The sequence below is a fragment of the Pyxidicoccus sp. M6 genome (genome assembly GCF_055568925.1).
The window spans coordinates 8,118,248-8,139,592 of the sequence record NZ_CM145714.1 but is presented as its reverse complement, the minus strand read 5'-3'; the positions used below and the strand labels follow the sequence as shown (position 1 = coordinate 8,139,592).

Here is a 21,345-nt window from a genome sequence, read left to right as displayed (position 1 = left end):
TCGGGAGGGGGAGCCTTCAGTACCGTCATCCGGTCCCGGGCAACCATCGTCCCCGGGTGGCTCGGGAGGTTGAGCCTCCGACGCATCGGGAGGAGCACCTCCGCCTTTGTTCCTGGCGCGCGGATTCCTCGCCCGGAAGGTCCGGGTCGGGGGGGACATCCTGGCCGCGGGCTCCGCCAACACATTGGAGCTCGTCCAAGACATTGGACGGGTGCTGACAGGAGCACCCTGTCCGCCATAGATCGGGGGGCATGCTCCCGAGTCCGCAGGATGGCGTCGACGCTCGTGACTTCCGGGACGCGATGTCCCGTTGGGCGAGTGGTGTGGCGGTGATATCGCTCCGTGACGCGCACGGCCTGGCCGCGACGACGGTGAGCTCGTTCAGCTCGCTCTCGCTGGAGCCGCCGCTCATGCTCATCGCGCTCAAGGAGACCTCGCGGACGCTCAAGCGCGTGGAGGCCGCCGGCCGCTTCACCGTGAGCGTCCTCAACTCCACCCAGCGGGAAATCGCGGCGAAGTGCGCGAGCGGCGCGGCGGAGGACGCCGCGTTCGACGAGCACTCCTGGGTCCGGGGCTCCCTCGTCGGCCTCGCCTGCGAGCTGCAGGACCTGCGCCGCTACGGCGACCACCTGCTCGTCGTGGGCAGGGTGGTGGGCGTCCACCGGGGCGTGGACGCGGAGCCGCTCCTCTATTGGAACCGCGCCTACCGAGCCGTGACGGAGCTGCCGTCAGCCGGGCCCGGTCCCCTCCCGAAGTAGGAAGACACGCTTCACAGAGAACCCTCACCACGAAAGGAAACACCCGTGCCGTTCACCCTCCCTGACCTGCCGTACTCGAAGGACGCCCTCGCTCCGCACATCAGCGCGGAGACGCTCGAGTACCACCACGGCAAACACCACGCCGCGTACGTGACGAACCTCAACAAGCTGCTGGACGGCAAGCCCGAGGCGAGCAAGTCGCTGGAGGAGGTCATCCTCAGCAGCGACGGTGGCGTCTTCAACAACGCCGCCCAGGTGTGGAACCACACCTTCTACTGGAACTGCATGAAGCCCAATGGCGGCGGGCGCCCCACCGGTGAGCTCGCGGACGCCATCAACCGCGACTTCGGCTCCTTCGAGAAGTTCCGCGAGGAGTTCGCCAACGCCGCCGCCACGCAGTTCGGCTCGGGCTGGGCGTGGCTCGTCCTCGAGGGCGGCAAGCTCAAGGTGACGAAGACGGGCAACGCGGACCTGCCGATGAAGCACGGCCAGAAGGCGCTGCTCACCATCGACGTCTGGGAGCACGCGTACTACGTGGACTTCCGCAACGCGCGTCCCAAGTACATCGACACGTTCCTCGAGAAGCTCATCAACTGGGACTTCGTCGCCAAGAACCTCGCGGCGGCCCGCTGAAGCCACGAGGTTCGGGAGGCCCCGCCTCTGGCGGGGTCAGAAGGTGCCGCCGACGTTGAGCGTGCCGTTGTAGCTGCCTCCGCTCGCGAACTCCGTGTTGCCCGGGCCCTCCACGGTGCGGGCCATGGGCACGAACTCCTCGTCGAAGAGCAGGTTGTAGTTGGCGCGGAAGTCGGCGACGAAGTTCCCGGAGTAGAAGCGCACGCCCGCGCCCAGCGGCACCGTGCCCACGGTGTCGTCCTGGTAGCCCAGCACCTCTCCGTTCCTCCGCACGTTGTAGTCGCTCAGCCCTACGCCCCCGAGGATGTAGGGCTGCAGCGGGCTGGCGGTGATGCCGACAGTGGCCACCGCCTGCCCGCCGTTACGGACGATGTCCGGGGTCTCTCCCGCCACCTCGCGGCCGTCCGTGTCGATGGTGTTCACCGCGCCGGAGTAGCCCACCTCCAGGCCCAGGACGCGCGAGGGCTTGAGGGTCAACGTGGCGCCGTAGGCCGGGCCCGTGTTGAGGCGCGGCGCCAGCTCGCCGCTGTAGCCCTCGACGCCGCCGCCCACGGACACCGTGACGCCCCGCATGTCGGCCTGTTCCTGGGCCAGGGCCGCGCCTCCCGTCAGCAGGCCCACCATCATCAGTGCTCGGATGCTCTTCATGACCGCCTCCCGAAAAACTCACGTTCACCGCAAAGCTTTGGGCCCGTCCGTGGCCGTTCAACCCATGAGGCGCTCTCCCTTGCCCGGCTGCTCATGCCGGGGATGACGCCTGCGGCGGCGCCGCGGCGGCCTCCGGCTGCAGGGGGGAGATGGCCGGAGCGCTGACGCCCTTCCTCCGGGCCTCGCGGGCGCTCTCGATGGCGAGGATGGCCTGGATGAGCCCCGCGTGGCTGAAGGCCTGCGGGGTGTTGCCCAGGGCCTCGCGGCGCACGGGGTCTATCTCCTCGGCGCACAGGCCCAGGTCGTTGACGTACTCGAGCACCTTCGCGAGCCGCTCCTCGGCGCGCTCCACGTCGCCCATGACGGCGAAGCTGGTGGCCAGCCAGAGCGTGCAGAAGGTGAACGTGCCTTCCTCGCCGGACAGCCCGTCGTTGCGCTCGACGTAGCGGTAGACGTGGCCCTCGCGGGTCAATTCCTTGTCGATGCGCTCCACCGTGGCCTTCACGCGCGGGTCATCCGGGGGCAGGAAGCCGGTGAGGAGAATCTGGAGCGCGGTGGCGTCCAGCGCCTTCTGCCCGAAGGCCTGCACGAAGGCCCCGGTCTCCGGGTCCACGCCCTCCGTCTCGATGGCCTTGCGCACCTCGTCCCGTGCGCGCCGCCAGCCGTCGAGGTCCGCCTTCAACTCGGGGTAGGGCTCGAAGAGACGGATGCCGCGGTCCAGCGCCAGCCACGCCATCACCTTGGAGAACACGAAGTGCTGCCGGCCGCCGCGCGTCTCCCAGATGCCGTCATCCGGCTCCTTCCATCTCTGCGCCGCGGTGTCCGCCACCTGGCGGAGGAACTCCATCCAGAAGCGGGTGGCGGGGTCCGCCTTCTGCTTCTCGTACGAGAACCCCAGGCGGTTCATCAGGTTGAACATCACCCCCATGAGCTCGCCGTAGGTGTCCATCTGGAACTGGTCGAACGCGCCGTTGCCGATGCGCACCGGCTTGCTGCCCCGGTATCCATCCAGGGCGGGCAGGTCCGTCTCGATGAGGAAGCGCTCGCCGCCGATGCCGTAGAGAATCTGGAGCTCGTCCGTGCGGCCCGCCGTGGTGGACAGCAGGAAGCGGGCGAAGCGCCGGGCCTCATCTCCGTAGCCGAACATGCCCAGCGCGGCGATGAGCACCGACGAGTCCCGCAGCCAGCTGAAGCGGTAGTCCCAGTTGCGCACGCCGCCCACTTCCTCCGGGAGGGACGTGGTGCCCGCCGCGATGATGGCGCCCGTGTCCGCGTAGGTGAGCCCCTTGAGCACGAGCAGGCTGCGCACCACGAGGTCGCGATGGGGCCCCGAGTACGTGCAGCGGCTCGACCACGAGCGCCAGTATGCCTCCGTCCGCTCCACGCGCGTGCGCAGGTCCTCGACGTCCATCCGCGCCGGCTTCATGTAGTGCGGGTGCTCCCACTGGAGGGCCAGCTCGCGCCTGTCACCGGCCCGCAGCACCTCGCGGGCGTCGCAGCCGCCCTTCGCGTCGGAGGTGATGCGCCCGAGGTTGCACTGCAGGAGCAGCGAGTCCGCGCCGCCGAAGATGACGGCGAGGTCATCCGCGATGGGATGGAGGTAGGGCGTGGTGCGGCCGAAGTCGAAGCGGGGAGAGAAGGTGACGGCCACCTCCACCTCTCCCTTCTCGCAGCGGACCAGGCGGATGAAGAGGTGCCGGGGTTTGGTGACGGCGAGCTTCCCGGGCTCGCGTTCGTCCTCCCAGCAGGGCAGGCAGTCGGTGACGACGAGGACGCCGCCGGTGTCGGTGGTGAAGCGCGTCTCCAGGATGTTGGTGTCCGGCAGGTAGCGCCGGGTGATGGAGGAGGGCGCCACGGGCGCGACGCGGAAGAAGCCTCCCTTGTCGCGGTCCAGCATGCAGGCGAAGACGGGGTTGGAGTCGAACCGGTGGAAGCACATCCACTCCAGCGTGCCGTCGCGGGCGATCATGCCCAGCGAGTGGCAGTCACTGAGGAAGGCGTAGTCGGAGATGGAGGGATAGGGAGTCCCTACGGGTCGGATGGAGGCCTTGGAGCTCATGTCGTCATGCTGTGTACGGCGGTATCCATTGCATCGACCTTGAGGGAGGGGGCGCCGGGCCGCCGGGCGCTGGTCGTGTCTGTCCGCGACGGAACGCGTCCACCCGCTCGCGGGGTGGGTCGGCGGGGCAGGCGGACATGCGCAGGTTGCGCCTGTCTCATGTCCCTGATTCCTCGCTCCTGGCGCTGGCTGTTCGTGGGGGTGCTCGCGGCACTCCTCTCGGCGTGCGCCTCGATGAACCCTCCGCGCTCGGAGCTGGCCCAGCGCGTGGGCCACTCGGACCTGGACGTGAGCGCCCTGCGCATCCGCGTGAGGGATTTGGCCCGGCGCTTCTCCGGCCTCATCGAGGCGGCGGCGGACAACATCGCCTCGCGCTCGGACTCGCCCGAGGTGAAGCGGGCGATGCTCCAGTTCAAGGCGAACGCGGTGCCCACCATGCAGGGCGCGCTCTTCCAGCCGGACCCGGTGGCCTCCCTGGTGGATGCGTGGGCGCTGCTGGCCCAGCTCGAGGACGCGTTGCCGAAGACGGCGGCGAACGCCTCACCGGAGCTGCTGGCCGAGGCCCGCCGCTCGCTGGAGGGCATGGAGTCGGAGGTGGAGGCGCTGTGGCGCGAGGTGTCCGGACAGGAGGACGTGTCCTCCGCGCGTGAGCGCGTGCACCAGTGGGCCGCGGAGCACCCCTTGACGGGGCCGCTCGTCGCCCGTGACTCCACCGTGCCGCTGCTGGCCTCCGTGACGGCGGCCTCGGGCGGGGGGCTGCTGCGGAGGACGGCCGGACTGCTGGAGGACACGCGCGACATCACCGCGCGCGTGGACATCTACGCGGCCAGCCTCCCGCGCCAGGCCCGCTGGCAGGCGGAGCTGGTGGCCGCGGATGCCATGAACGCCCCCGCCGTGCAGTCCACCCTGGCCGAGCTGGCCCGAGTGGTGGACATCCTCGACCGGGTGGGCGGCGTGGCGGCGAACACGCCCGCGCTGGTGGCCCGCGAGCGCGCGGCGGTGTTGGAGGCGCTGGACGGGCAGCGGCGCTCGCTCCAGGAGTTCATCTCCGGAGAGCGGCAGGCCGTGCTCACCGGAGTAGGGCAGGAGCGCGCGGCGGTAGTGGACGCGCTGCATGCCGAGCGCGTGGCAACGCTGCAGCAACTGGACGGCCTGGCCCGGGGCTGGGTGGACCACGCCTTCGACCGTGCGGGGCACCTGGTGGACCGCGTCTTCCTATGGCTGCTGGCGCTCGTGGGCCTGGGCCTGGTGGGCGGAATCATCCTCGCGGCGCTCGTGCTCCGCGCGTGGCGCCGCCGCCCCGTGGTGTGAGATAGAGCAACCCAGGAAGTTGCCTTCTCACAGTCCAACCCACGCCGGGCACGCCGAATGACGACTGAAATCCTCCATCCGGACCGGCTCGGTTCGGGCGACACCGTCGGTCCCTGGAAGATTCTCGAAGTGCTCGGCGCCGGTGGGCTGGGCCGCGTCTTCAAGGTGGAGGGCGAGGGCCGGATCTACGCGTTGAAGATGGCCGTACGCCTCCCGGGGGAGAAACTGCCCGGAGAGGAGGACGTGGATGGCAGGTGCGTGCGCGAAGCGACGGCGATGCTGGAGCACACGCCGCACCCGCACATTCCCCGCGTCTACGAGGTGAGCCGCTGGCCCGACCCGGAATCCGGCTTCCTCTCCATGCTCATGGAGCACGTCGATGGATGGCGGTTCCACGACTGGCGCCACGAGAAACATCCGACGGCCGCTCAGCTCGCCGACGTGCTCCAGCCCATCGCGCGGACGCTGGCGGACCTCCACAAGCGCGGCATCCATCACCGGGACCTCAACGCGAACAACGTCATCATCCGACGGAAGGACGGCAGGCCGTTCGTGCTCGACTTCGGAAGCGTGCGGCTGCCCGGCGCGAGGACGTTGACGCAGGGCATGCCGCCCATGGACCTGTCCGTGATTCCTCCCGAGGCGCTCGAGCAGGCGCGCGCGCACGGTGACGAGGCCCGGTTCGAGGGTGGTGAAGCCGCGGACCTCTACGCGTTCGGCGTGCTGCTCTACAGCGCGCTGACCGACGGCTACCCGTTCAACCCGGAGCTGCCGTTGGAGAAACTGGGCGCGGTCATCCGGCTGCGCGTGCCGCGCGCTCCCCATCGAATCAATCCGAAGGTGCCGCTGAGCCTCAGTGCCATTGCCATGCGGCTGCTGGAGAAGCGTCCGGAAGACCGCTTCCCGAGCGCGGAGGCGCTGCACCAGGCGCTCTGGGAGGCGAGCAAGGCGCGCACCTCCCGCGCCTGAAAGGTGCCGCTGGACCTGCCCGAGAGCGGGCCGGCGCCAATGACGCAAGAGGAGGTCCACGAGCGCGAGCTGGCGGAGCGCAATCGCCTCGCCGCCGAGGCGCGCGCGGTGGGTGGGGGCGAAGCGCCTCCCGGTGACGCGGCGCCACCGGGCCACCCGCTGACCGACGACTTCGCGCGCATGAGCGCGGTACCGGCGCGGAGCACGCAGTTCATCTGGACCCGGGCGCGTGTGCGCCGCCTGCTGCTGGGGGGCTTCGTGCTCTGCGCGCTGGTGACAGGTCTCGTGGTTCTGGCTTCGTGGTGGAGCACGGCCCGGCCGCCGGTGGCATCCCTGGCGCATGAACCGGAGAGGAAGGCGGGAGGCAGTGAAGAAGTGGCGGGTCCGCCGGAGTCACCAGAAGCTAGAGCCGCCGCGGCCTCACCCGAGGCGGCGCTCAACCCTCAGACTGTCGCATCCAGCGCGATGCCCTCCAAGGAATCACCTGCCGTGAAGACCCCTACGAACGTGCAATCCAGGCAGCCCTCCACGGCGAGCCGCACCGCGAGGAGCGTGGTGGGCGCGGCACTTGCCTGCTCCGCGCTGACGGGATGCGCTGGAGCCCAGGTTCGTCCTCCCCCCCCCGAGCCCGAGCCGTGCCCGCCCGGCGCATTGGCGGCCATGGAGAAGCTGGGCATCCGCTTGGGGACCACCAACGGCGCGACGCTCGGCGACCCTTTCAAGGTCCCCGAGCCTGTCGCCGTGAGAGAGGGGCGGACGGCTGTCCGCCTCCTTGGACGTTGGTGGGACCTCCCATCAGGAACGGTGCTGTCCGGACGTCTCTTCCTCGCGGACCGTGCCTATGGCCGGCTCACGGAAGCGAAGGTGGACGGTCGCACCATCCCCATCTGCGTGGAGCTGCAGGGCAACGACATCAAGCGCGGCGTCGAGCTCGAGTCCTACGACGGGTCCGGCACCGCCAAGGTCTTCTCCACCGTGTACGTGAAGGCGGTTCGCACGTTCGAATAGCGCCCCCGGACGTGTGAGCTCGGGGCGCGCGGCCACGGTGCGGCGGCGGGCAGGGCGTGGTAGACCCGACGTGGCAGGTCACTGCATCGCGCTCTACCTTCCGAGGTCTTCTCTCCGTGCTCGCCTCCCCACCATTCGTCCTCTTCGCGCTCGTCCTCCTGGATGGGTCCGTCATCACGCAGCCGGGGGCCACGGCGTGCCAGTCGGGCGTCCAGCACGTGGAGCTGCCGGCGGTGCCCACGGGCGAGGTGCCCGCGATCTGCATCAGCCCGGGGCAGGCCACCACCCTCAGCTTCGAGACGGACTTCCTGCGCGAGTCGCTGACGCTGGAGCACCGCGAGGACTTCACCAAGGTGCACGTCAGTGAGAGCACCGTGAAGCTCGTGCCCTCCGAGAAGCTGGTGCCGGGGGAGCGGGCGAAGCTGACGGTGCGATTCAAGGACGATGACGCTCCGGCAGGCGCGGCGCTTCAGTTGGTGGTGCACGACATGGAGGCCGCCACCCATGTGGAGGTCCACCGCGAGAAGCGCACGGTGGAGTCATGCCAGCGCGAGCTGCGAGAGACGGAGGCGGCCCTCCGTCAGTGCCGTGCGGACAACGAGCAGCTCCGGGTCGAGCGAAGCGGCCCGGGAGGGCTCACCGGCCTGCTCGACTCGAAGATCATGGACTCGGCGGGAGTGGTGGCCCGCGTGCTCTCCAACCATGTCACGCAGCACCCCAACAATACGCTCACGGCTACGGCTGTTGAAAGCTACCGCTCGGCCCTGCGGGTGGCCGTGAGCGTGACGTTGCTCAACCCGGCGGATGCACCACCGTGGAAACCGGAGCGCGCGACCCTGATGCGCACGGACAGGAAGGGCGCCGAGTTGAAGGTGCTCAGCGTGTGGCCTCCTGAACCGATTGAGCCCGGGGAGCTCGGTCAGCGGAGCGTGATTGTCGAGGCCGAGGCGCCAGCGGGCGCGACGGTGGGGACCTTCACGTTGAAGCTGTGGGACGCGAGCGGCGCCCGGACGGTGACCCTCGGCGGCGTGACGTTCCCATAGGCGCGGTGTAGTGGCGCGGAGGCCATTCCGCGGAAGTAGAGGCGGAGCTCCAGACCGCGCCAGTCGCGTCGGCCTCCCAGAGGGAACGAAGGCCAGAGCCGGAGCCATCAGGACAGGATTGGCTGCCTCCGGTGCCGGTGGAGCCCTTGGAGCAAGGACGCCACCCCAAGTGTGCCCCTCAACGCGTGCCGCACCTTGGTGGCAACGAGCTGCACGACAGGTGCGCGGACAAGGTTCCACGGAATGACTTTTCCGGCTGGGACGCGCTCGTCAATAGGAAGAATCTCGACGCTCTGCAGATGCGCGCACGTGTGCTGTGGGAGATCAAGACCGACAACTTCGATACGTACACGGACGACCTTCGCGACATCGTCATCGACAGCCAGCTACCGGAGTTGCAGCGCGAGCGTGCTCTCGCCATGACGTGCGGGTTCAATTTCCGGGTCGGCGTGCGCAGCGCCGCGCACAAGGTCGAGCTGCTCGCTCGGGATGGCTCCCTCGATGTCGTCGTGATGGATTGGTGCTGACATGGCAGGTTCGCGGAATCCCCTCATCCTCATCGCCTACGCCCTTGCGCTCGCGCGTGACGACAGCCGCCAGCTGGCCATCGTCCGCGAAGTGGAACACGCCTTCCCCGGCTTGCGTCTGGAGTGGACGATTTCCGGCGAGGGGAAGCTGGTTCCTCTGCCGCAGCGAGAGGCCTGGCTCGCCCAGGGGCGGCCGAATGGGAGAGGTTTTCGGCTCATCTGCAACGGCGACGAGGACTTCCGGGTGTCGCTTTCCGGATGGGAAAGGCCGGCGGAGACCTCCCCGGAAGGACTTGCGCAGTTTGAAGTCCACGCCCAATTGCCTCTGGTCGCAGATGGAAGCACCGTGGCAGCGGCTGTGCTCGCAGGCATGGGGGAGGCAGCAGGCGCGTTCTGGGGCCGTGCGACGCCGGAAGTCGTGGCGGCCGAGCTGGCGCAGCAGATACGCCATTCCATGCGTGAGCCACATGTTCCGCCATGGGGACTTCCAAGGCTCAAGCTGACCGAGGAAATCCGCGCGCCTGAGATTCCACATCACCTCGGGTGGCTGAACTACTGGTCGGCCGCCTCCGCGCGGGCCATCGGGTTTCCCGACCCCGCCCGCGATGCGGACCTGCTCTCGCTCCCGCAGGCGTACGCGCGCTTCCCGGAGATCGCCGGTCGTTCGGAGGACACGAATAGTCGAGCCTGAGCCGGGCCGCACGCCTGGAGGTATGCCTGGCCATTGGATTGCGCAGTGGCCCCAGCATTCCCAGCGTGTCGCGGGAGAGGTGCCCCCATGTCTCCACTTCCCCGCCGCCCCGAGCGTCATCCGCGCCCCGTCGTCCTCATGCTTGTGCTCGCGCTGGCCTTCCCGGCAGCGGCGAAGGCCGACCCGCTGCCATCATGGAATGACGGTCCGGTGAAGCAGGCCATCACGGGCTTCGTCACGCGGGTGACGACGGAGGGCGGTCCGGACTTCCTCCCGGTCGAGCAGCGCATCGCCGTCTTCGACAACGACGGCACGCTCTGGCAGGAGAGGCCGGCCGTGCAGGGCGCCTTCCTGGTACAGCGCGTCCGCGAGCTCGCCGCGAAGGACCCCTCGCTTAAACAAAGGCAGCCGTTCAAGGCGGTGCTGGAAGGGGACATCGACACCGTGATGGAAGGAGGCGAGAAGGCGCTGATGGAGCTGTTCGCCGCCACCCACGCCAACATGACGCAGGAGCAGTTCCAGGCAGACGTGCGCCAGTTTCTCGAAGCCGCCCGCCATCCGAAGTTCGGCGTGCCGTACACGCAGCTCGCCTACCAGCCGATGCTCGAACTGCTCCAGTTCCTGCGTGACAACGGCTTCCAGACGTGGATCAGCTCCGGCGGCGGCATCGACTTCATGCGCGTCTTCTCCGAGGACGTGTATGGCATTCCTCCCCAGCAGGTCATCGGCAGCAGCCTGGAGGAGAAGTTCGAGAAGCGCGGCGGCAAGGTCGTGCTGTGGCGCGAGCCCCGCGTGGACCACGTCAACGACAAGGAGGGCAAGCCGGTGGGCAACGCCTTGCACATCGGCCGGCCGCCGGTGTTCGTCGCGGGCAACGTCCGCAGCGGCGGAGACATCGCCATGCTGAGCGCCTCCCAGCAGCGGCGCGGCCCCTCCTTCCAGCTCCTCATCAACCACGACGACGCGGCGAGGGAGTTCGCCTACCAGGAGAAGGACGGCGCCTCGCTGCGGGCGGCGAAGGAGGGCGGGTGGAGCGTCGTCAGCATGCGCGACGACTGGAAGACGGTGTTCCCCACGCCTGCCCGGTGACTACCGGGGGAATGTTCACCCCGCCTGCTCCGCGAGCCCCCGGCCGGGCGCCAGGTACTGATGGCACTGGCGCATGCCGCGGCCTGCCATGAGACGTGGCGCCGCGTGGGCCGCCTGGATTGTCAAACATTCATCGGGGGCACACCCTGGAACTGAGCGCCTCGCCGCGCCCCTGAAAGGGGAAGGGGACATGCTGAGGTCCATCCTCGTCTTCGCGCTGTCCAACGTCATCGTCCTCTTCATGTTCTCCATGGGGCTGGAGGCGCGGCCGGAGAAGCTCCGGGAGGTGCACACCCGCCCCGCGCTCTACGGGAGGGCCCTGGCCGTCGTGCTGGTGGCGGTGCCGCTCGTGGCGTACGCGCTGGTGCGGCTGTTCAAGCTGCCCCCGGTCGCGGCGGGCGCCATCGTGCTCACCGCCATCTGCCCCGGGGCGCCCTTGCAGGTGAGACAGGCGAAGTCGCTGAACGCGAGCGTCACCACGTCGCTCAACATGTTGCTGCTGTTGGCCCTGTTCACCCTCGTCAGCGTGCCCATCTGGGTCTCCGTGCTGGACCGGTTGATGGGGTACGAGCTCCGGGCCACTCCCGGCCTCGTGGTGGGCACGCTGCTCGTGAAGGTCATTCCGCCGCTGCTGGTGGGGATGGCCGTCCGGCGCCGCTTCCCGCGTCTGGCGGACGCGCTGGCCGTGTGGTGCCGCCGCGTGTTCAACGTGCTCCTGGTCGCGGCGGCGGTGCTGGTCATCATCATCGCGGCGCCCCGGCTGAAAGACCTCGGGTGGCCCACGGTGCTGGCGCTGGTGCTGCTCGTGTCCGCCTCGGCCTTCCTGGGACACTGGGCGGGAGGGCCGCGGCTCGAGGACCGGAAGGCCGTGGCGCTCGCCGCCGCCCTCGCGCCTCCGGCGCTGACGATGACCATCATCATCAAGAGCTATCCGCGAGTGCAGGCACTGGAGGTCGCGGCCGTGGTGGGTGCCATCGTCCTGGTCCGGATACTCGCGCTGATTCCGTACAAGGTCTGGGCGAAGCGGCAGCGCGGGACGGAGCGCGCCCCGCTTCCACCGGGCAGCGTCCCCACCTGACGCCGCCGGTGCCCGCTCTCAATTGCGCGCGGGGTACACGATGCAGCGGAAGCCGATGTGGCTGGCGCCGCTGTCCACCGCCTGGGGCGAGCGCGCGGCCGGGCGGTAGCGGCGGCAGTAGTTGGGGGCGCACAGGTGGCTGCCGCCCTTGAGCACGCGGCGGGGAATCTTCACCTGCGGCGTACCAGGGTCCTGGCTGCCATCCGCGTGCGCCGGACCGCGCGGGTTGACGGGGATGCAGCACGCCTTGCCCTTGTTGCCCGCGTGGCGCGACTGGTACCAGTCCGTGGTCCACTCCCACACGTTGCCCGCCATCTCGTGCAGGCCGTAGCCGTTGGGCGGGAAGCTGCCCACGGGGCACGTGCCCTCGTGGCCGTCCTCGCGCAGGTTCTGCCAGGGGAACTCGCCCTGCCACGTGTTGGCCAGGTGCCGGCCGCCGGGCGTGAAGTCATCCCCCCAGCAGAACTCCTTCCGGTCCAGCCCACCGCGCGCGGCGCGCTCCCACTCCGCCTCCGTGGGCAACGTCTTGCCGGCCCACTCCGCGTAGGCCTGCGCGTCCTCGAAGGCGAGGTGCACCACCGGGTGCCTGCCGCGTCCCTTGAGGTTGCTGCCCGGGCCCTCAGGATGACGCCAGCACGCGCCCGGCACGTAGGCCCACCAGTGCGCGATGTTCCGCAGGTCCACGGGCCGGGGGGCCTTGCGGAAGACGAGCGAGCCGGGCACCAGCATGTCTGGGATTGCACCCGGGTAGTCCGCGGGATTCAGCGGGCGCTCGGCCACGGTGACATAGCGCGTGGCGTCCACGAAGCGCGCGAACCGCATGTTCGTCACCGTGAAGCGGTCCATCCAGAAGCCCGTGACGCTCACCTGGTGCGCGGGCGCTTCCTCGGGGTAGTGGTGGTCCGAGCCCATCCAGTACGTGCCGCCCGGAATCCACACCATGTCCGGGAAGGGCGCTTCGCCGGGCGCGGGCTCGGCGGGCGCGGAAGGCGCAGGTCCGAGCCGCGCGGCCTCGCTGCTCAGGTCCGTGCTCATGGCGGCGCTCCTTGGAGTGGCGGAGGATGCGCGGGTCCGCCGGCTCCAATCTGGAGCACTTCCGGAGGGAGGGCACCGGCCTTCCAGGGCGGGGCACCCGCCGGAAGTGGACGATGGCGGCTGCCGCCGGGCATCCGCCTCCTTCCGCTCGCGCGCATTCAGTAACGGATGCCGAGGTTGACGGGGATGTACTGGCCGTCGGCCTTGCGCGTGCCGCCCTCCGGCAGGTTGAACTCCGGGCCGAAGATGTAGTGGTAGCGGCCCTCCACGTAGAGGCGGAGGTCCCCGTAGATTTTCAGCGTGACGCCGAGGCCGACGTTGAGGCCGAAGTCCGTGCTGCTGCGCGAGCCGAGAATCTCGGACACGGGAACGATGTCCGTGCTGCAGTAGTACAACCACGGGTCGCAGTACGGGACGGCCGCCACACCCGCGATCTGCGTCAGCTCCACCTTGCGGTAGTACAGGCCCGGCCCGCCGATGATGTAGAAGCCCAGGGGACTCTGGGGAATCACGTTCCAGACGGCGTTGAGGCTGCCGTACTGCATGTAGTGGTTGCCGTCGATGCCGGTGCCCGTGAGCACGTCGGCCTGCACGTCATAGGCGGAGTAGAGGTACTCGCCCATGAGGCCGAGGTTGCGCTGGAACTGGAAGCCGGCGCCCACCTGGAAGCCGCCACCCGTCTTGAAGCGGTCACCCGCGTCGGAGATGGGGAACGAGACGCCGCCTCCCACGTTGAACATGAAGTGGCGCGAAGGGCCCTCATGGCCTTGCGACTCGAAACCCACCGTGGCCGCGTCCGACTGGGCCCTCACGGCCCGCGGCACGGTGAGTACCAGCAAGGTGAGGGGAAGCAACGTGTGCAATCGCATGACAACCTCCTTGGGACACCGGACTGCGTGGTGCCAGGAGCGTGGGGACGGGACGCCTGTCCGCACACCGCCCCTCCAGGGTGGACCGGCCGGGAGGGCGGCGCACCGGCCTCGTCCCGGTGGCTGTTGTCATGTCGTTGCAGCGGCGCTTCTGGCTCGAGCGCGTCTCGAGCGCGACGCACCCGTCGGCTCCCGGGGAGGGGCGGGCGCGCGGCGCGTCACTGCGAGGCCTTGGGCGGGAAGTGCGTGAGCATCTCCTCCACGGCCTCGTTGATGCGGCCCTGGGTGCGAGACGCGGACGGGTTCTCGTTCACCTCCGCCTGGGCCGTGCCCCGCCAGACGAGCTTGTTCGACTTCGCGTCCACGAAGTCGACGATGAGGGTGCCCTGCTCGTACTCCCGCGCGTATGTGTACGGGGCCCCGGCGCCGACGTAGTAGGGGCTCCACATCGGGTCCCAGTAGTAGCCGTAGTACGAGTTCACCGTCTGGATATCCACCTTGTTGTCGATGGCGCCCTGCCAGCCGATGAGGAAGTCCGGGTTCGCGTCCCGCTCCACCTGCTGGTAGCCGCGCTTCTGCAGGTCCGCGTTCACCGCGTCCCGGACGTAGGAGTTGATGATGTCGTTGTAGAGGCGCGGGTCCTTGCCCTGAGGCTGGGGAAGCCAGGCGTAGGTGCGGAAGCCGCCGATTTGTGCCACGGCGTTGGGGTCGTACTGCGTATTGACCTCGATACCCGAGCAGGCGGCGAGCATCAGGCCCAGCAGGAACGGAGCGATACGAAGCGGCAGCCGCATGGGGGCATCTCCTTGTCATTCGCCGAGGCGCGTGGCGTCGGCCTCCTGACATTGCGCGCGAGGCGGAATGGTGCCGAGCCTCGCCCGCCCGGCGGCCCCCGGCGGGAGTCCGGGGGGAGCGAGCACTCATTCCTCCGCATGGAGCAGCGCGCCCGCGGGGCCGTGGATTGGCAACCGCGTGACGCGAGCACACCGTGGAGGGGAGGGCGCCAGCGGTGGTTCGCGCATGGCCGGTGGGCCCGCCCGTGACTGCCTGGATGTGGCCGAACCATGGACGTCTCGCCCCCACTGCCAGATTTCTCGCTCATGAGCGGAGGGCCGCTCTACAGCGTCGAGCGGAAGCTCCATCTCGTCCGGCCACCGCGGTTCCTGCGGGTCCGCACCACGCTCGCCTTCGTCGCCCTGGCCTGGCTGCCGCTCCCGGTGCTCGCGTGGGCCTGGAGCAGTGACGCCCTGCACGCGCTGTTCCTCGAGGTGAAGGTCCACACCGAATTGCTGGTGACGTTGCCGGTGCTCATCGCGGCCGAGCCCTATGTGGACGAGCGCATCCGGGAGGCGGTGCGGCAGTTCCTCGCCGTGCACCTGGTGGGGGTGGGAAGCCGTCATCGCTTCGAGGCCAGCCTCCATCAGGCGCAGCGGCTGCGCGACAGCCGCATCGCCGAGGCCCTCATGCTCGTCGCCGCGTATGCCATTGGCTTCCTGTCGGCGCCCGGGCCCACCCGGGAGTGGATGTCCCCCGCTCCCGGAGGCGCGCCCACCGCCGCGGGCTGGTGGTACCTGGCCCTGAGCGCACCGCTGCTGCGGTTCCTGCTGCTGCGGTGGTTGTGGCGTGGGCTGGTGTGGACGGGCCTCCTCTTCCGCATCTCGCGGCTGCCGCTCGCGCTGGCGCCCACGCACCCGGACCAGATGGGCGGGCTGGGCTTCCTGCCGCTGTGTCAGGCCAGCTTCGCGCCCGTGGTGTTCGCCCTGGCGTCGGCGGTGGCCGCCACCGTGTGGGAGGCGGAGCCCCACGGCATCGTCGGCGCGCCGCTGCCGTATCTCGTCCCCATGCTGGTGCTCGGCGCGCTCTGCGCGCTCGCGGTGTGCGCGCCGCTGGGCCTCTTCACGCCCCAGCTCGTGAGGGCCAAGCGGCGGGGGGACCTCCGCTTCTCCGCCGTCGCGGCCTGGCACTCGCGGCGGTTCGAACGGAAGTGGTTCCGCACCGCGCCTCGCGCCGAGCCGGAGGTGCTGGGCGCTCCCGAGTTCTCCTCGCTCGCCGACCTGGGTACGACCTTCACCACCGCCCGGAAGATGCGCCTGCTCCTGTACGAGCCGCGCTCGCTGGCGGGCCTCGTCGCGGCGGCGCTCGCCCCGCTGGCCGTCCTGCTGATACTGGACCGGGAGTTCCTCACCGTCCTCCGTCAAATCCGCGAGGGGCTCCCCTGAGCGGGAGGAGGGAAGCCGCTCACCAGATGTAGCGGAGGATGAACTGGCCGTAGCTGAGCGTCGGATTGTCGGACTCGAGCGGCTCGCCATCCTCGGTGATGCCGATGCGAGGCGCGGCGCTCAGCGTGGTGACGGCGCCCAGGCCCACCTGCAGGCTGCGCCGCCCGGTGTAGTAGACGCCGAGCGCGACGGTGTGCGAACTCAAGGTCCTGTCTGGCAGGCGCGCGTTGCTCTCCTGCCCGGTGGTGAACAGGTACTCGCCCAGCAGGCCAATCGGGATGCCATGGGGCGCGAAGTCCGCCTCGAGCGCGGCCGTGAGGTTGACGCGCGCCGCATGTGTCTTCTCGGTGAAGCGGTCGCCAATCGACGAGTCGAAGGGCTGCCGCTCGCGCCAGGCGTACTCGCCATTCGCGGAGGCCTGGATGGAGAAGGTCCGGTTGAGGGCCTGGGCCAGGTAGGCGCCGCCGAGCACCTGCGTCTCCTTCGTGGGCACGAGGATGAGGTCGCCGAGCCGGCCCAGAATGATGTCCTCGATGGTCGACCCTGGAGTGTTCAAGATTCCGGTGATGAGCGGGGAGACAGTGACCTCCCTGCCATCCTGATACCCGAGGTTGCCGCGCACGGAGACCTGCGTCCCGCTGGACTCGTTGCGCCACACGCGAACGACGGCGCCCGCCTGGCCCACCAATTCCACCGTCGCGCCTTCAATGAGCAGCGAGCGCCCGTTGGCGCCGGTGACGACGGTGCCCCGCGCGAAGGCCGCGATGCCCAGCCAGTCGGTGAAGGCGATGCTCAAGTCCAATGTCTGCTGGACACCGGTGAGCAGCACGTCCTGGGGGCCCAGCCTGCCGACGGGCAGGTCCGGCACGTCGTAGCGGGCCAGGCCCTCGCGGAGGCCGACGTTCGTGGTGACGAAGGCGCTCTGCTGGAGGATGGGGAACAGGAAGGTGTGTCCGCCGAGCTGCCGGGCCCGGTCGGACGGACACGCCTTGCCTTCAGCGGCGGCATCGCTCTCGGCGGCGGCCGCGGTTCCGCTGACCGCCATGCCGAGGAACAGGAGCAGGCACACGTAGGTCGGTTTCATGGGTGACCAACGTGGGAGGGACGCCCCACGCTGACCACTGCACGGGAATCGGTGCCATTCGTCGAGGCCCGCACCGTGCCCGTCCCCGGAGTGGGGCTTGCCCCGGCCTCAATGGACGGCGGGCTGCTCCTCGCTCGCCGCCACCTCGCCCTCTCCGGGAGGGGGAACGGTGCTGGCCATCATCTTCTGCTTCTCCCGCGCCTTCTCCAGGGCCTGGCCGATGCTGAAGCTCGAGGGCCGCTGGCGGGGAGGGAACTCTTCGAAGGTCTTCAGGAACCTGCCGACGAGGGCCTGCGCGGGGACCAGGGCGAACATGCGCTTGGCGGCCCAGTCGGCGTAGTACAGCGTCGCGTCCTTGTCGGCCCGCTCGAACGGGTCGCTCCGGAGGTTGAAGAGCTTCGGGAAGCGCAGCTCCACGAAGGGCTCCTGCCAGACGCTCATTCCATGGGCGCGCTGCTCGAGGAAGACGACCTTCCACATGCCGGCGCGCACCGCCATCAGGTCGCCGTCGTCGCTCCAGTAGAAGAAGGCCTTGCGCGGGTTCTCCTCCACGTCGCCCATCAGGAAGGGCACGAGGTTGTAGCCATCGATGTGGACCTTGAAGGTCTTGTCCCCGGCCTTGTGGCCCCGCTTGAGCTTGTCGACGATGTCCGGCTCGCCGGCGACCGCGACCAGCGTGGGCAGCATGTCGGTGTGCGAGAACATCTCGTTGGAAATCGTCCCCGGCTCGATGACGCCCGGCCAGCGGATGACGCACGGCACGCGCCAGCCTCCCTCCCAGTTGGTGTCCTTCTCGCCGCGGAAGGGCGTGCTGCCGCCGTCCGGCCAGCTCAGCACCTCGGCCCCGTTGTCCGTCGAGTACATCACGATGGTGTCCTCGGTGATGCCCAGCGCGTCGAGCTTGTCGAGGAGCTGGCCGACATGCTTGTCGTGCTCCACCATGCCGTCCGGGTACAGCCCGAGGCCCGTCACCCCCTGCGACTCCTTCCGCAGGTGCGTGAAGACGTGCATGCGCGTCGAGTTGAACCAGACGAAGAAGGGCTTGCCCGACGCATGGGCGCGGTCGATGAAGTCGAGGCTCGCGGCGACGAACTCGTCGTCCACCGTCTCCATGCGCTTCGTCGTCAGCGGGCCGGTGTCCTCGATTCGCTGCGTTCCGTCGGGGTTGGCCCAGCAGTGCAGCACGCCGCGCGGGCCGAAGCGCTTCCGGAAGTTGGGGTCCTTGGGGTAGTCCGGGTTCTCTGGCTCCTCCTCGGCGTTGAGATGGTAGAGGTTGCCGAAGAACTCATCGAAGCCGTGCACGGTGGGGAGGAACTCGTCGCGGTCTCCGAGGTGATTCTTCCCGAACTGGCCGGTGACGTAGCCCAGGGGCTTCAACAGGTCGGCGATGGTGGGGTCCTCTGGCTGGAGGCCAATCTTCGCGCCCGGGAGCCCCACCTTGGTGAGCCCGGTGCGGATGGGGGACTGGCCGGTGATGAAGGCGGCGCGTCCCGCGGTGCAGCTCTGTTGCCCGTACCAGTCGGTGAACCGCGCGCCCTCGGCCGCGATGCGGTCGATGTTGGGGGTGCGGTAGCCCATGGCTCCCTGGTGGTAGCAGCTCGGATTGAACCAGCCGATGTCGTCGCCCCAGATGATGAGGATGTTCGGTTGCTTCTTCGCCATGGCGCCTCCCGGAAATGTTCCAAAGCTGGAGGGCCGGGGAGACGCGGAGGAGAGGCGGGCGGGCGGGAGGTCGAGGCGCCTGCCTTCGCACGAGCACCCTGACTCGCGCAACTCAGTTGCATGCGTCGTGAACCCCGTGCCCGCCCCTCCCGGCGGGGCAACTGGCCTGGAGTCGCGGGCGGCCTAGCTTGCGGAGATTCGGGCCGTGGCACGGAGAGGACGACAGGAACCATGAAGAAGAATGGCAAGCGGCGGGCAGGCGGCGAGGCGGAGCCCTCTCCCAACGACACACTCCCTCGCGAGGTCCTCCCCATCCCGGACCAGCTCTACCAGGGCGTGCGTCCCTTCAGCGCCAGGGACCCGAGCGCGAAGTTTCCGCCCATCGTCCCGCTGCGTCCGCCCTCCGGCGCGCCCAACGTCCTCGTCGTCCTGCTGGACGACGTGGGCTTCGGTGCGTCCAGCGCCTTTGGCGGCGTCATCAACACCCCCACCGCCGAGCGGCTCGCGGCGGGCGGACTCAAGTACAACCGCTTCCACACCACGGCGCTGTGCTCGCCCACGCGCGCGGCGCTCCTCACCGGGCGCAACCACCACGCGGTGGGCTTCGGCGGCATCACGGAGATTGCCACCTCCTCGCCGGGCTATAGCTGCATGCGGCCCAACCACTGCGCACCGGTGGCCGAAACCCTCAAGCTCAACGGCTACAGCACCGCGCAGTTCGGCAAGTGCCACGAGGTGCCCGTCTGGGAGACGAGCCCCGTGGGCCCCTTCGACCGGTGGCCCACCGGCTCCGGCTTCGAGTACTTCTTCGGCTTCGTCGCCGGGGAGACGAACCAGTACTACCCGGCGCTCTACGAGAACACGACGCCCGTGGAGCCGGACCGCACGCCGGAGCAGGGCTACCACTTCATGGAGGACATGACGGACCGGGCGATTGATTGGATGAGGCAGCAGAAGGCCCTGGCGCCGGACAAGCCGTTCTTCTGCTACTTCGCCCCGGGCGCCACTCACGCCCCGCACCACGTGCCCAAGGCATGGGCGGACAAGTACAAGGGCCGCTTCGACGCCGGCTGGGACGCGCTGCGCGAGGACATCTTCGCGCGGCAGAAGAAGCTCGGCGTCATTCCGAAGGACGCCGTGCTCACTCCGCGCCCGAAGGAAATCCCCGCGTGGAAGGACATGCCGGAGAAGCTCCGGCCGGTGCTCGCGCGGCAGATGGAGGTGTACGCGGGCTTCCTCGAGTACGCGGACGCGCACGTGGGGCGCTTGATTGACGCGGTGGCGAGGATGGGCGTCCTGGAGGACACGCTCGTCTACTACATCATCGGAGACAACGGCGCCTCCGCCGAGGGCACCCTCAACGGCACGTTCAACGAGGGCCTGACCTTCAACGACATCCTCGGCGTGGAGACGCCGGAGTTCCTCATCGAGCGGATGGACAAGCTTGGCACGCCCGAGGCCTACAACCACTACGCGGTGGGCTGGGCGCACGCCATGGACACGCCGTACCAGTGGACCAAGCAGGTGGCGTCGCACTACGGGGGCACGCGCAACGGCTGCATCGTCCACTGGCCCCGGGGCATCCAGGCGAAGGGCGAGGTCCGCTCGCAGTTCACCCACGTCATCGACGTGGCGCCCACGATTCTGGAGGCCGCGGGCCTGCCGCAGCCGGTGCTGGTCCACGGCGTCCAGCAGACGCCCATGCAGGGGGTGAGCATGGGCTACAGCTTCGACGAGGCGAAGGCGCCGGAGCGGCACCAGACGCAGTACTTCGAGATGTTCGGCAACCGGGGCATCTACCACCAGGGCTGGACGGCCGTGACGCGGCACCGCACGCCGTGGGAACCCGAGCCGCTACGCAGCCTCGAGGATGATGTCTGGGAGCTCTACGACACGACGAAGGACTGGACGCAGGCGAGGGACGTCGCCGCCGAGCAGCCGCAGAAGCTGCGGGAGCTGAAGCAGCTCTTCCTCATCGAGGCCGCGAAGTACTACGTGCTGCCGCTGGATGACCGCAGCGCCGAGCGTTTCAACGCGGAGATCGCCGGGCGTCCCGAGCTCATCCAGGGTGACTCGCAGGTGCTGTCGGGCTCCATGCGGCGGCTCAGCGAGAACTCGATGCTGAACCTCAAGAACAAGTCGCACTCCGTCACCGCCGAGGTGGAGATACCGGAGGGCGGAGCCAACGGCGTCATCGTCACCCAGGGTGGCGCGTTCGGCGGCTGGTGCCTCTTCGTGCGCGGGGGCCGGCTGCGCTACTGCTACAACTACGCCGGGCTGCGCAGGGACTACGTCGAGGCGGACCGCGTGCTGCCCGCGGGCACGCACCAGGTCCGCATGGAGTTCAAGTACGACGGCGGCGGCGTGGGAAAGGGTGGCGACGTGACGCTCTACGTGGACGGCAAGAAGGTGGGCCGCGGCCGGGTGGAGCAGACCCTGGCCTATATCCTCTCCGCCGACGAGTCGGCTGACGTGGGCATGGAGCTGGGCTCGCCGGTGGCGGAGGGCTTCCACGACGGCGACAGCCGGTTCACCGGCCGGGTGAAGTGGGTGCAGCTCGACAAGGGCCGGGAGGACTTCGACCACTTCCTTTCGCCCCAGGAGCGCTTCCGCCAGGCGATGGCCCGCCAGTAGGCGGCGTGCTCCGCGCGGTGGGGTTGCA

19 protein-coding genes are annotated in these 21,345 nt (G+C 69.3%); 12 read left to right on the top strand and 7 right to left on the bottom strand.

Annotated elements, in window-relative coordinates:
* Positions 1–329 precede the first annotated feature (329 nt).
* Entirely contained in the window at positions 330–758 is a 429-nt protein-coding gene (locus tag ACVTJA_RS31995; protein WP_465825332.1) for a flavin reductase family protein, read from the top strand.
* A 45-nt stretch (positions 759–803) separates the two neighbouring features.
* Positions 804–1,391, top strand: a complete 588-nt coding sequence (locus ACVTJA_RS31990; protein WP_465825331.1) for a superoxide dismutase — start codon at positions 804–806, stop codon at positions 1,389–1,391.
* A 36-nt stretch (positions 1,392–1,427) separates the two neighbouring features.
* Here ACVTJA_RS31990 and ACVTJA_RS31985 read toward each other — a convergent pair whose 3' ends face one another.
* A complete protein-coding gene (locus ACVTJA_RS31985; RefSeq protein WP_465825330.1) occupies positions 1,428–2,039 on the bottom strand; it encodes a hypothetical protein in 612 nt (203 codons plus the stop codon).
* Positions 2,040–2,130: 91 nt separating this feature from the next.
* Positions 2,131–4,098, bottom strand: coding sequence for a glycoside hydrolase family 15 protein (locus ACVTJA_RS31980; protein ID WP_465825329.1), 1,968 nt, complete (start codon positions 4,096–4,098; stop codon positions 2,131–2,133).
* A 159-nt stretch (positions 4,099–4,257) separates the two neighbouring features.
* On the opposite strand from ACVTJA_RS31980, the gene ACVTJA_RS31975 reads away from it, so the two are divergent.
* The 8 genes from ACVTJA_RS31975 (at position 4,258) to ACVTJA_RS31940 (ending at position 11,814) form a co-directional block, all read left to right on the top strand.
* Complete coding sequence (locus ACVTJA_RS31975; RefSeq protein WP_465825328.1) at positions 4,258–5,409, top strand: chemotaxis protein; 1,152 nt, start codon at positions 4,258–4,260, stop codon at positions 5,407–5,409.
* A gap of 57 nt (positions 5,410–5,466) precedes the next feature.
* A complete protein-coding gene (locus tag ACVTJA_RS31970; protein WP_465825327.1) occupies positions 5,467–6,378 on the top strand; it encodes a serine/threonine protein kinase in 912 nt (303 codons plus the stop codon).
* 39 nt (positions 6,379–6,417) lie between these two features.
* The gene (locus tag ACVTJA_RS31965) at positions 6,418–7,386 is read left to right on the top strand and encodes a hypothetical protein (protein ID WP_465825326.1); all 969 of its coding nucleotides are present in this window, start codon (positions 6,418–6,420) and stop codon (positions 7,384–7,386) included.
* A gap of 116 nt (positions 7,387–7,502) precedes the next feature.
* Positions 7,503–8,429, top strand: a complete 927-nt coding sequence (locus ACVTJA_RS31960; RefSeq protein ID WP_465825325.1) for a DUF2381 family protein — start codon at positions 7,503–7,505, stop codon at positions 8,427–8,429.
* Between the two features lie 131 nt (positions 8,430–8,560).
* Positions 8,561–8,956, top strand: coding sequence for a DUF6310 domain-containing protein (locus tag ACVTJA_RS31955; RefSeq protein WP_465825323.1), 396 nt, complete (start codon positions 8,561–8,563; stop codon positions 8,954–8,956).
* A gap of 1 nt (position 8,957) precedes the next feature.
* A complete protein-coding gene (locus tag ACVTJA_RS31950) occupies positions 8,958–9,647 on the top strand; it encodes a DUF5953 family protein (RefSeq protein WP_465825322.1) in 690 nt (229 codons plus the stop codon).
* 87 nt (positions 9,648–9,734) lie between these two features.
* On the top strand, positions 9,735–10,736 hold the full coding sequence (locus ACVTJA_RS31945; protein WP_465825321.1) for an HAD family hydrolase: 1,002 nt from the start codon (positions 9,735–9,737) through the stop codon (positions 10,734–10,736).
* Between the two features lie 190 nt (positions 10,737–10,926).
* Positions 10,927–11,814: a bile acid:sodium symporter gene (locus ACVTJA_RS31940; RefSeq protein WP_465825320.1), complete on the top strand. Its 888-nt coding sequence runs from the start codon at positions 10,927–10,929 to the stop codon at positions 11,812–11,814.
* A gap of 18 nt (positions 11,815–11,832) precedes the next feature.
* Here ACVTJA_RS31940 and ACVTJA_RS31935 read toward each other — a convergent pair whose 3' ends face one another.
* From ACVTJA_RS31935 to ACVTJA_RS31925, 3 genes are all read right to left on the bottom strand, one after another.
* Positions 11,833–12,849: a formylglycine-generating enzyme family protein gene (locus ACVTJA_RS31935; RefSeq protein ID WP_465825319.1), complete on the bottom strand. Its 1,017-nt coding sequence runs from the start codon at positions 12,847–12,849 to the stop codon at positions 11,833–11,835.
* Between the two features lie 158 nt (positions 12,850–13,007).
* A complete protein-coding gene (locus ACVTJA_RS31930; protein ID WP_465825318.1) occupies positions 13,008–13,718 on the bottom strand; it encodes an outer membrane beta-barrel protein in 711 nt (236 codons plus the stop codon).
* A gap of 218 nt (positions 13,719–13,936) precedes the next feature.
* The gene (locus ACVTJA_RS31925; RefSeq protein ID WP_465825317.1) at positions 13,937–14,512 is read right to left on the bottom strand and encodes a DUF4136 domain-containing protein; all 576 of its coding nucleotides are present in this window, start codon (positions 14,510–14,512) and stop codon (positions 13,937–13,939) included.
* A gap of 270 nt (positions 14,513–14,782) precedes the next feature.
* Between ACVTJA_RS31925 and ACVTJA_RS31920 the strand changes: the two genes are divergently transcribed.
* Entirely contained in the window at positions 14,783–15,937 is a 1,155-nt protein-coding gene (locus ACVTJA_RS31920; protein ID WP_465825316.1) for a hypothetical protein, read from the top strand.
* A gap of 19 nt (positions 15,938–15,956) precedes the next feature.
* Here ACVTJA_RS31920 and ACVTJA_RS31915 read toward each other — a convergent pair whose 3' ends face one another.
* Together ACVTJA_RS31915 and ACVTJA_RS31910 are read right to left on the bottom strand one after the other, a co-directional pair.
* Positions 15,957–17,021 carry a hypothetical protein gene (locus ACVTJA_RS31915; protein ID WP_465825314.1) on the bottom strand — a complete coding sequence of 355 codons (1,065 nt, stop codon included), beginning with the start codon at positions 17,019–17,021 and terminating at the stop codon, positions 15,957–15,959.
* Between the two features lie 108 nt (positions 17,022–17,129).
* Entirely contained in the window at positions 17,130–18,683 is a 1,554-nt protein-coding gene (locus tag ACVTJA_RS31910; RefSeq protein ID WP_465825312.1) for an arylsulfatase, read from the bottom strand.
* A 231-nt stretch (positions 18,684–18,914) separates the two neighbouring features.
* Between ACVTJA_RS31910 and ACVTJA_RS31905 the strand changes: the two genes are divergently transcribed.
* Positions 18,915–21,317, top strand: coding sequence for an arylsulfatase (locus ACVTJA_RS31905; RefSeq protein ID WP_465825311.1), 2,403 nt, complete (start codon positions 18,915–18,917; stop codon positions 21,315–21,317).
* Positions 21,318–21,345 lie beyond the last annotated feature (28 nt).

Bases quoted from the DNA above. Each gene is read 5' to 3' on its own strand.
- ACVTJA_RS31985 (WP_465825330.1), bottom strand. From the start codon at position 2,039: ATGAAGAGCATCCGAGCACTGATGATGGTGGGCCTGCTGACGGGAGGC.
- ACVTJA_RS31925 (WP_465825317.1), bottom strand. From the start codon at position 14,512: ATGCGGCTGCCGCTTCGTATCGCTCCGTTCCTGCTGGGCCTGATGCTC.
- ACVTJA_RS31920 (WP_465825316.1), top strand. From the start codon at position 14,783: ATGGACGTCTCGCCCCCACTGCCAGATTTCTCGCTCATGAGCGGAGGG.
- ACVTJA_RS31905 (WP_465825311.1), top strand. From the start codon at position 18,915: ATGAAGAAGAATGGCAAGCGGCGGGCAGGCGGCGAGGCGGAGCCCTCT.
- ACVTJA_RS31940 (WP_465825320.1), top strand. From the start codon at position 10,927: ATGCTGAGGTCCATCCTCGTCTTCGCGCTGTCCAACGTCATCGTCCTC.
- ACVTJA_RS31950 (WP_465825322.1), top strand. From the start codon at position 8,958: ATGGCAGGTTCGCGGAATCCCCTCATCCTCATCGCCTACGCCCTTGCG.
- ACVTJA_RS31930 (WP_465825318.1), bottom strand. From the start codon at position 13,718: ATGCGATTGCACACGTTGCTTCCCCTCACCTTGCTGGTACTCACCGTG.
- ACVTJA_RS31910 (WP_465825312.1), bottom strand. From the start codon at position 18,683: ATGGCGAAGAAGCAACCGAACATCCTCATCATCTGGGGCGACGACATC.
- ACVTJA_RS31915 (WP_465825314.1), bottom strand. From the start codon at position 17,021: ATGAAACCGACCTACGTGTGCCTGCTCCTGTTCCTCGGCATGGCGGTC.
- ACVTJA_RS31975 (WP_465825328.1), top strand. From the start codon at position 4,258: ATGTCCCTGATTCCTCGCTCCTGGCGCTGGCTGTTCGTGGGGGTGCTC.
- ACVTJA_RS31965 (WP_465825326.1), top strand. From the start codon at position 6,418: ATGACGCAAGAGGAGGTCCACGAGCGCGAGCTGGCGGAGCGCAATCGC.
- ACVTJA_RS31980 (WP_465825329.1), bottom strand. From the start codon at position 4,098: ATGAGCTCCAAGGCCTCCATCCGACCCGTAGGGACTCCCTATCCCTCC.
- ACVTJA_RS31935 (WP_465825319.1), bottom strand. From the start codon at position 12,849: ATGAGCACGGACCTGAGCAGCGAGGCCGCGCGGCTCGGACCTGCGCCT.
- ACVTJA_RS31970 (WP_465825327.1), top strand. From the start codon at position 5,467: ATGACGACTGAAATCCTCCATCCGGACCGGCTCGGTTCGGGCGACACC.
- ACVTJA_RS31945 (WP_465825321.1), top strand. From the start codon at position 9,735: ATGTCTCCACTTCCCCGCCGCCCCGAGCGTCATCCGCGCCCCGTCGTC.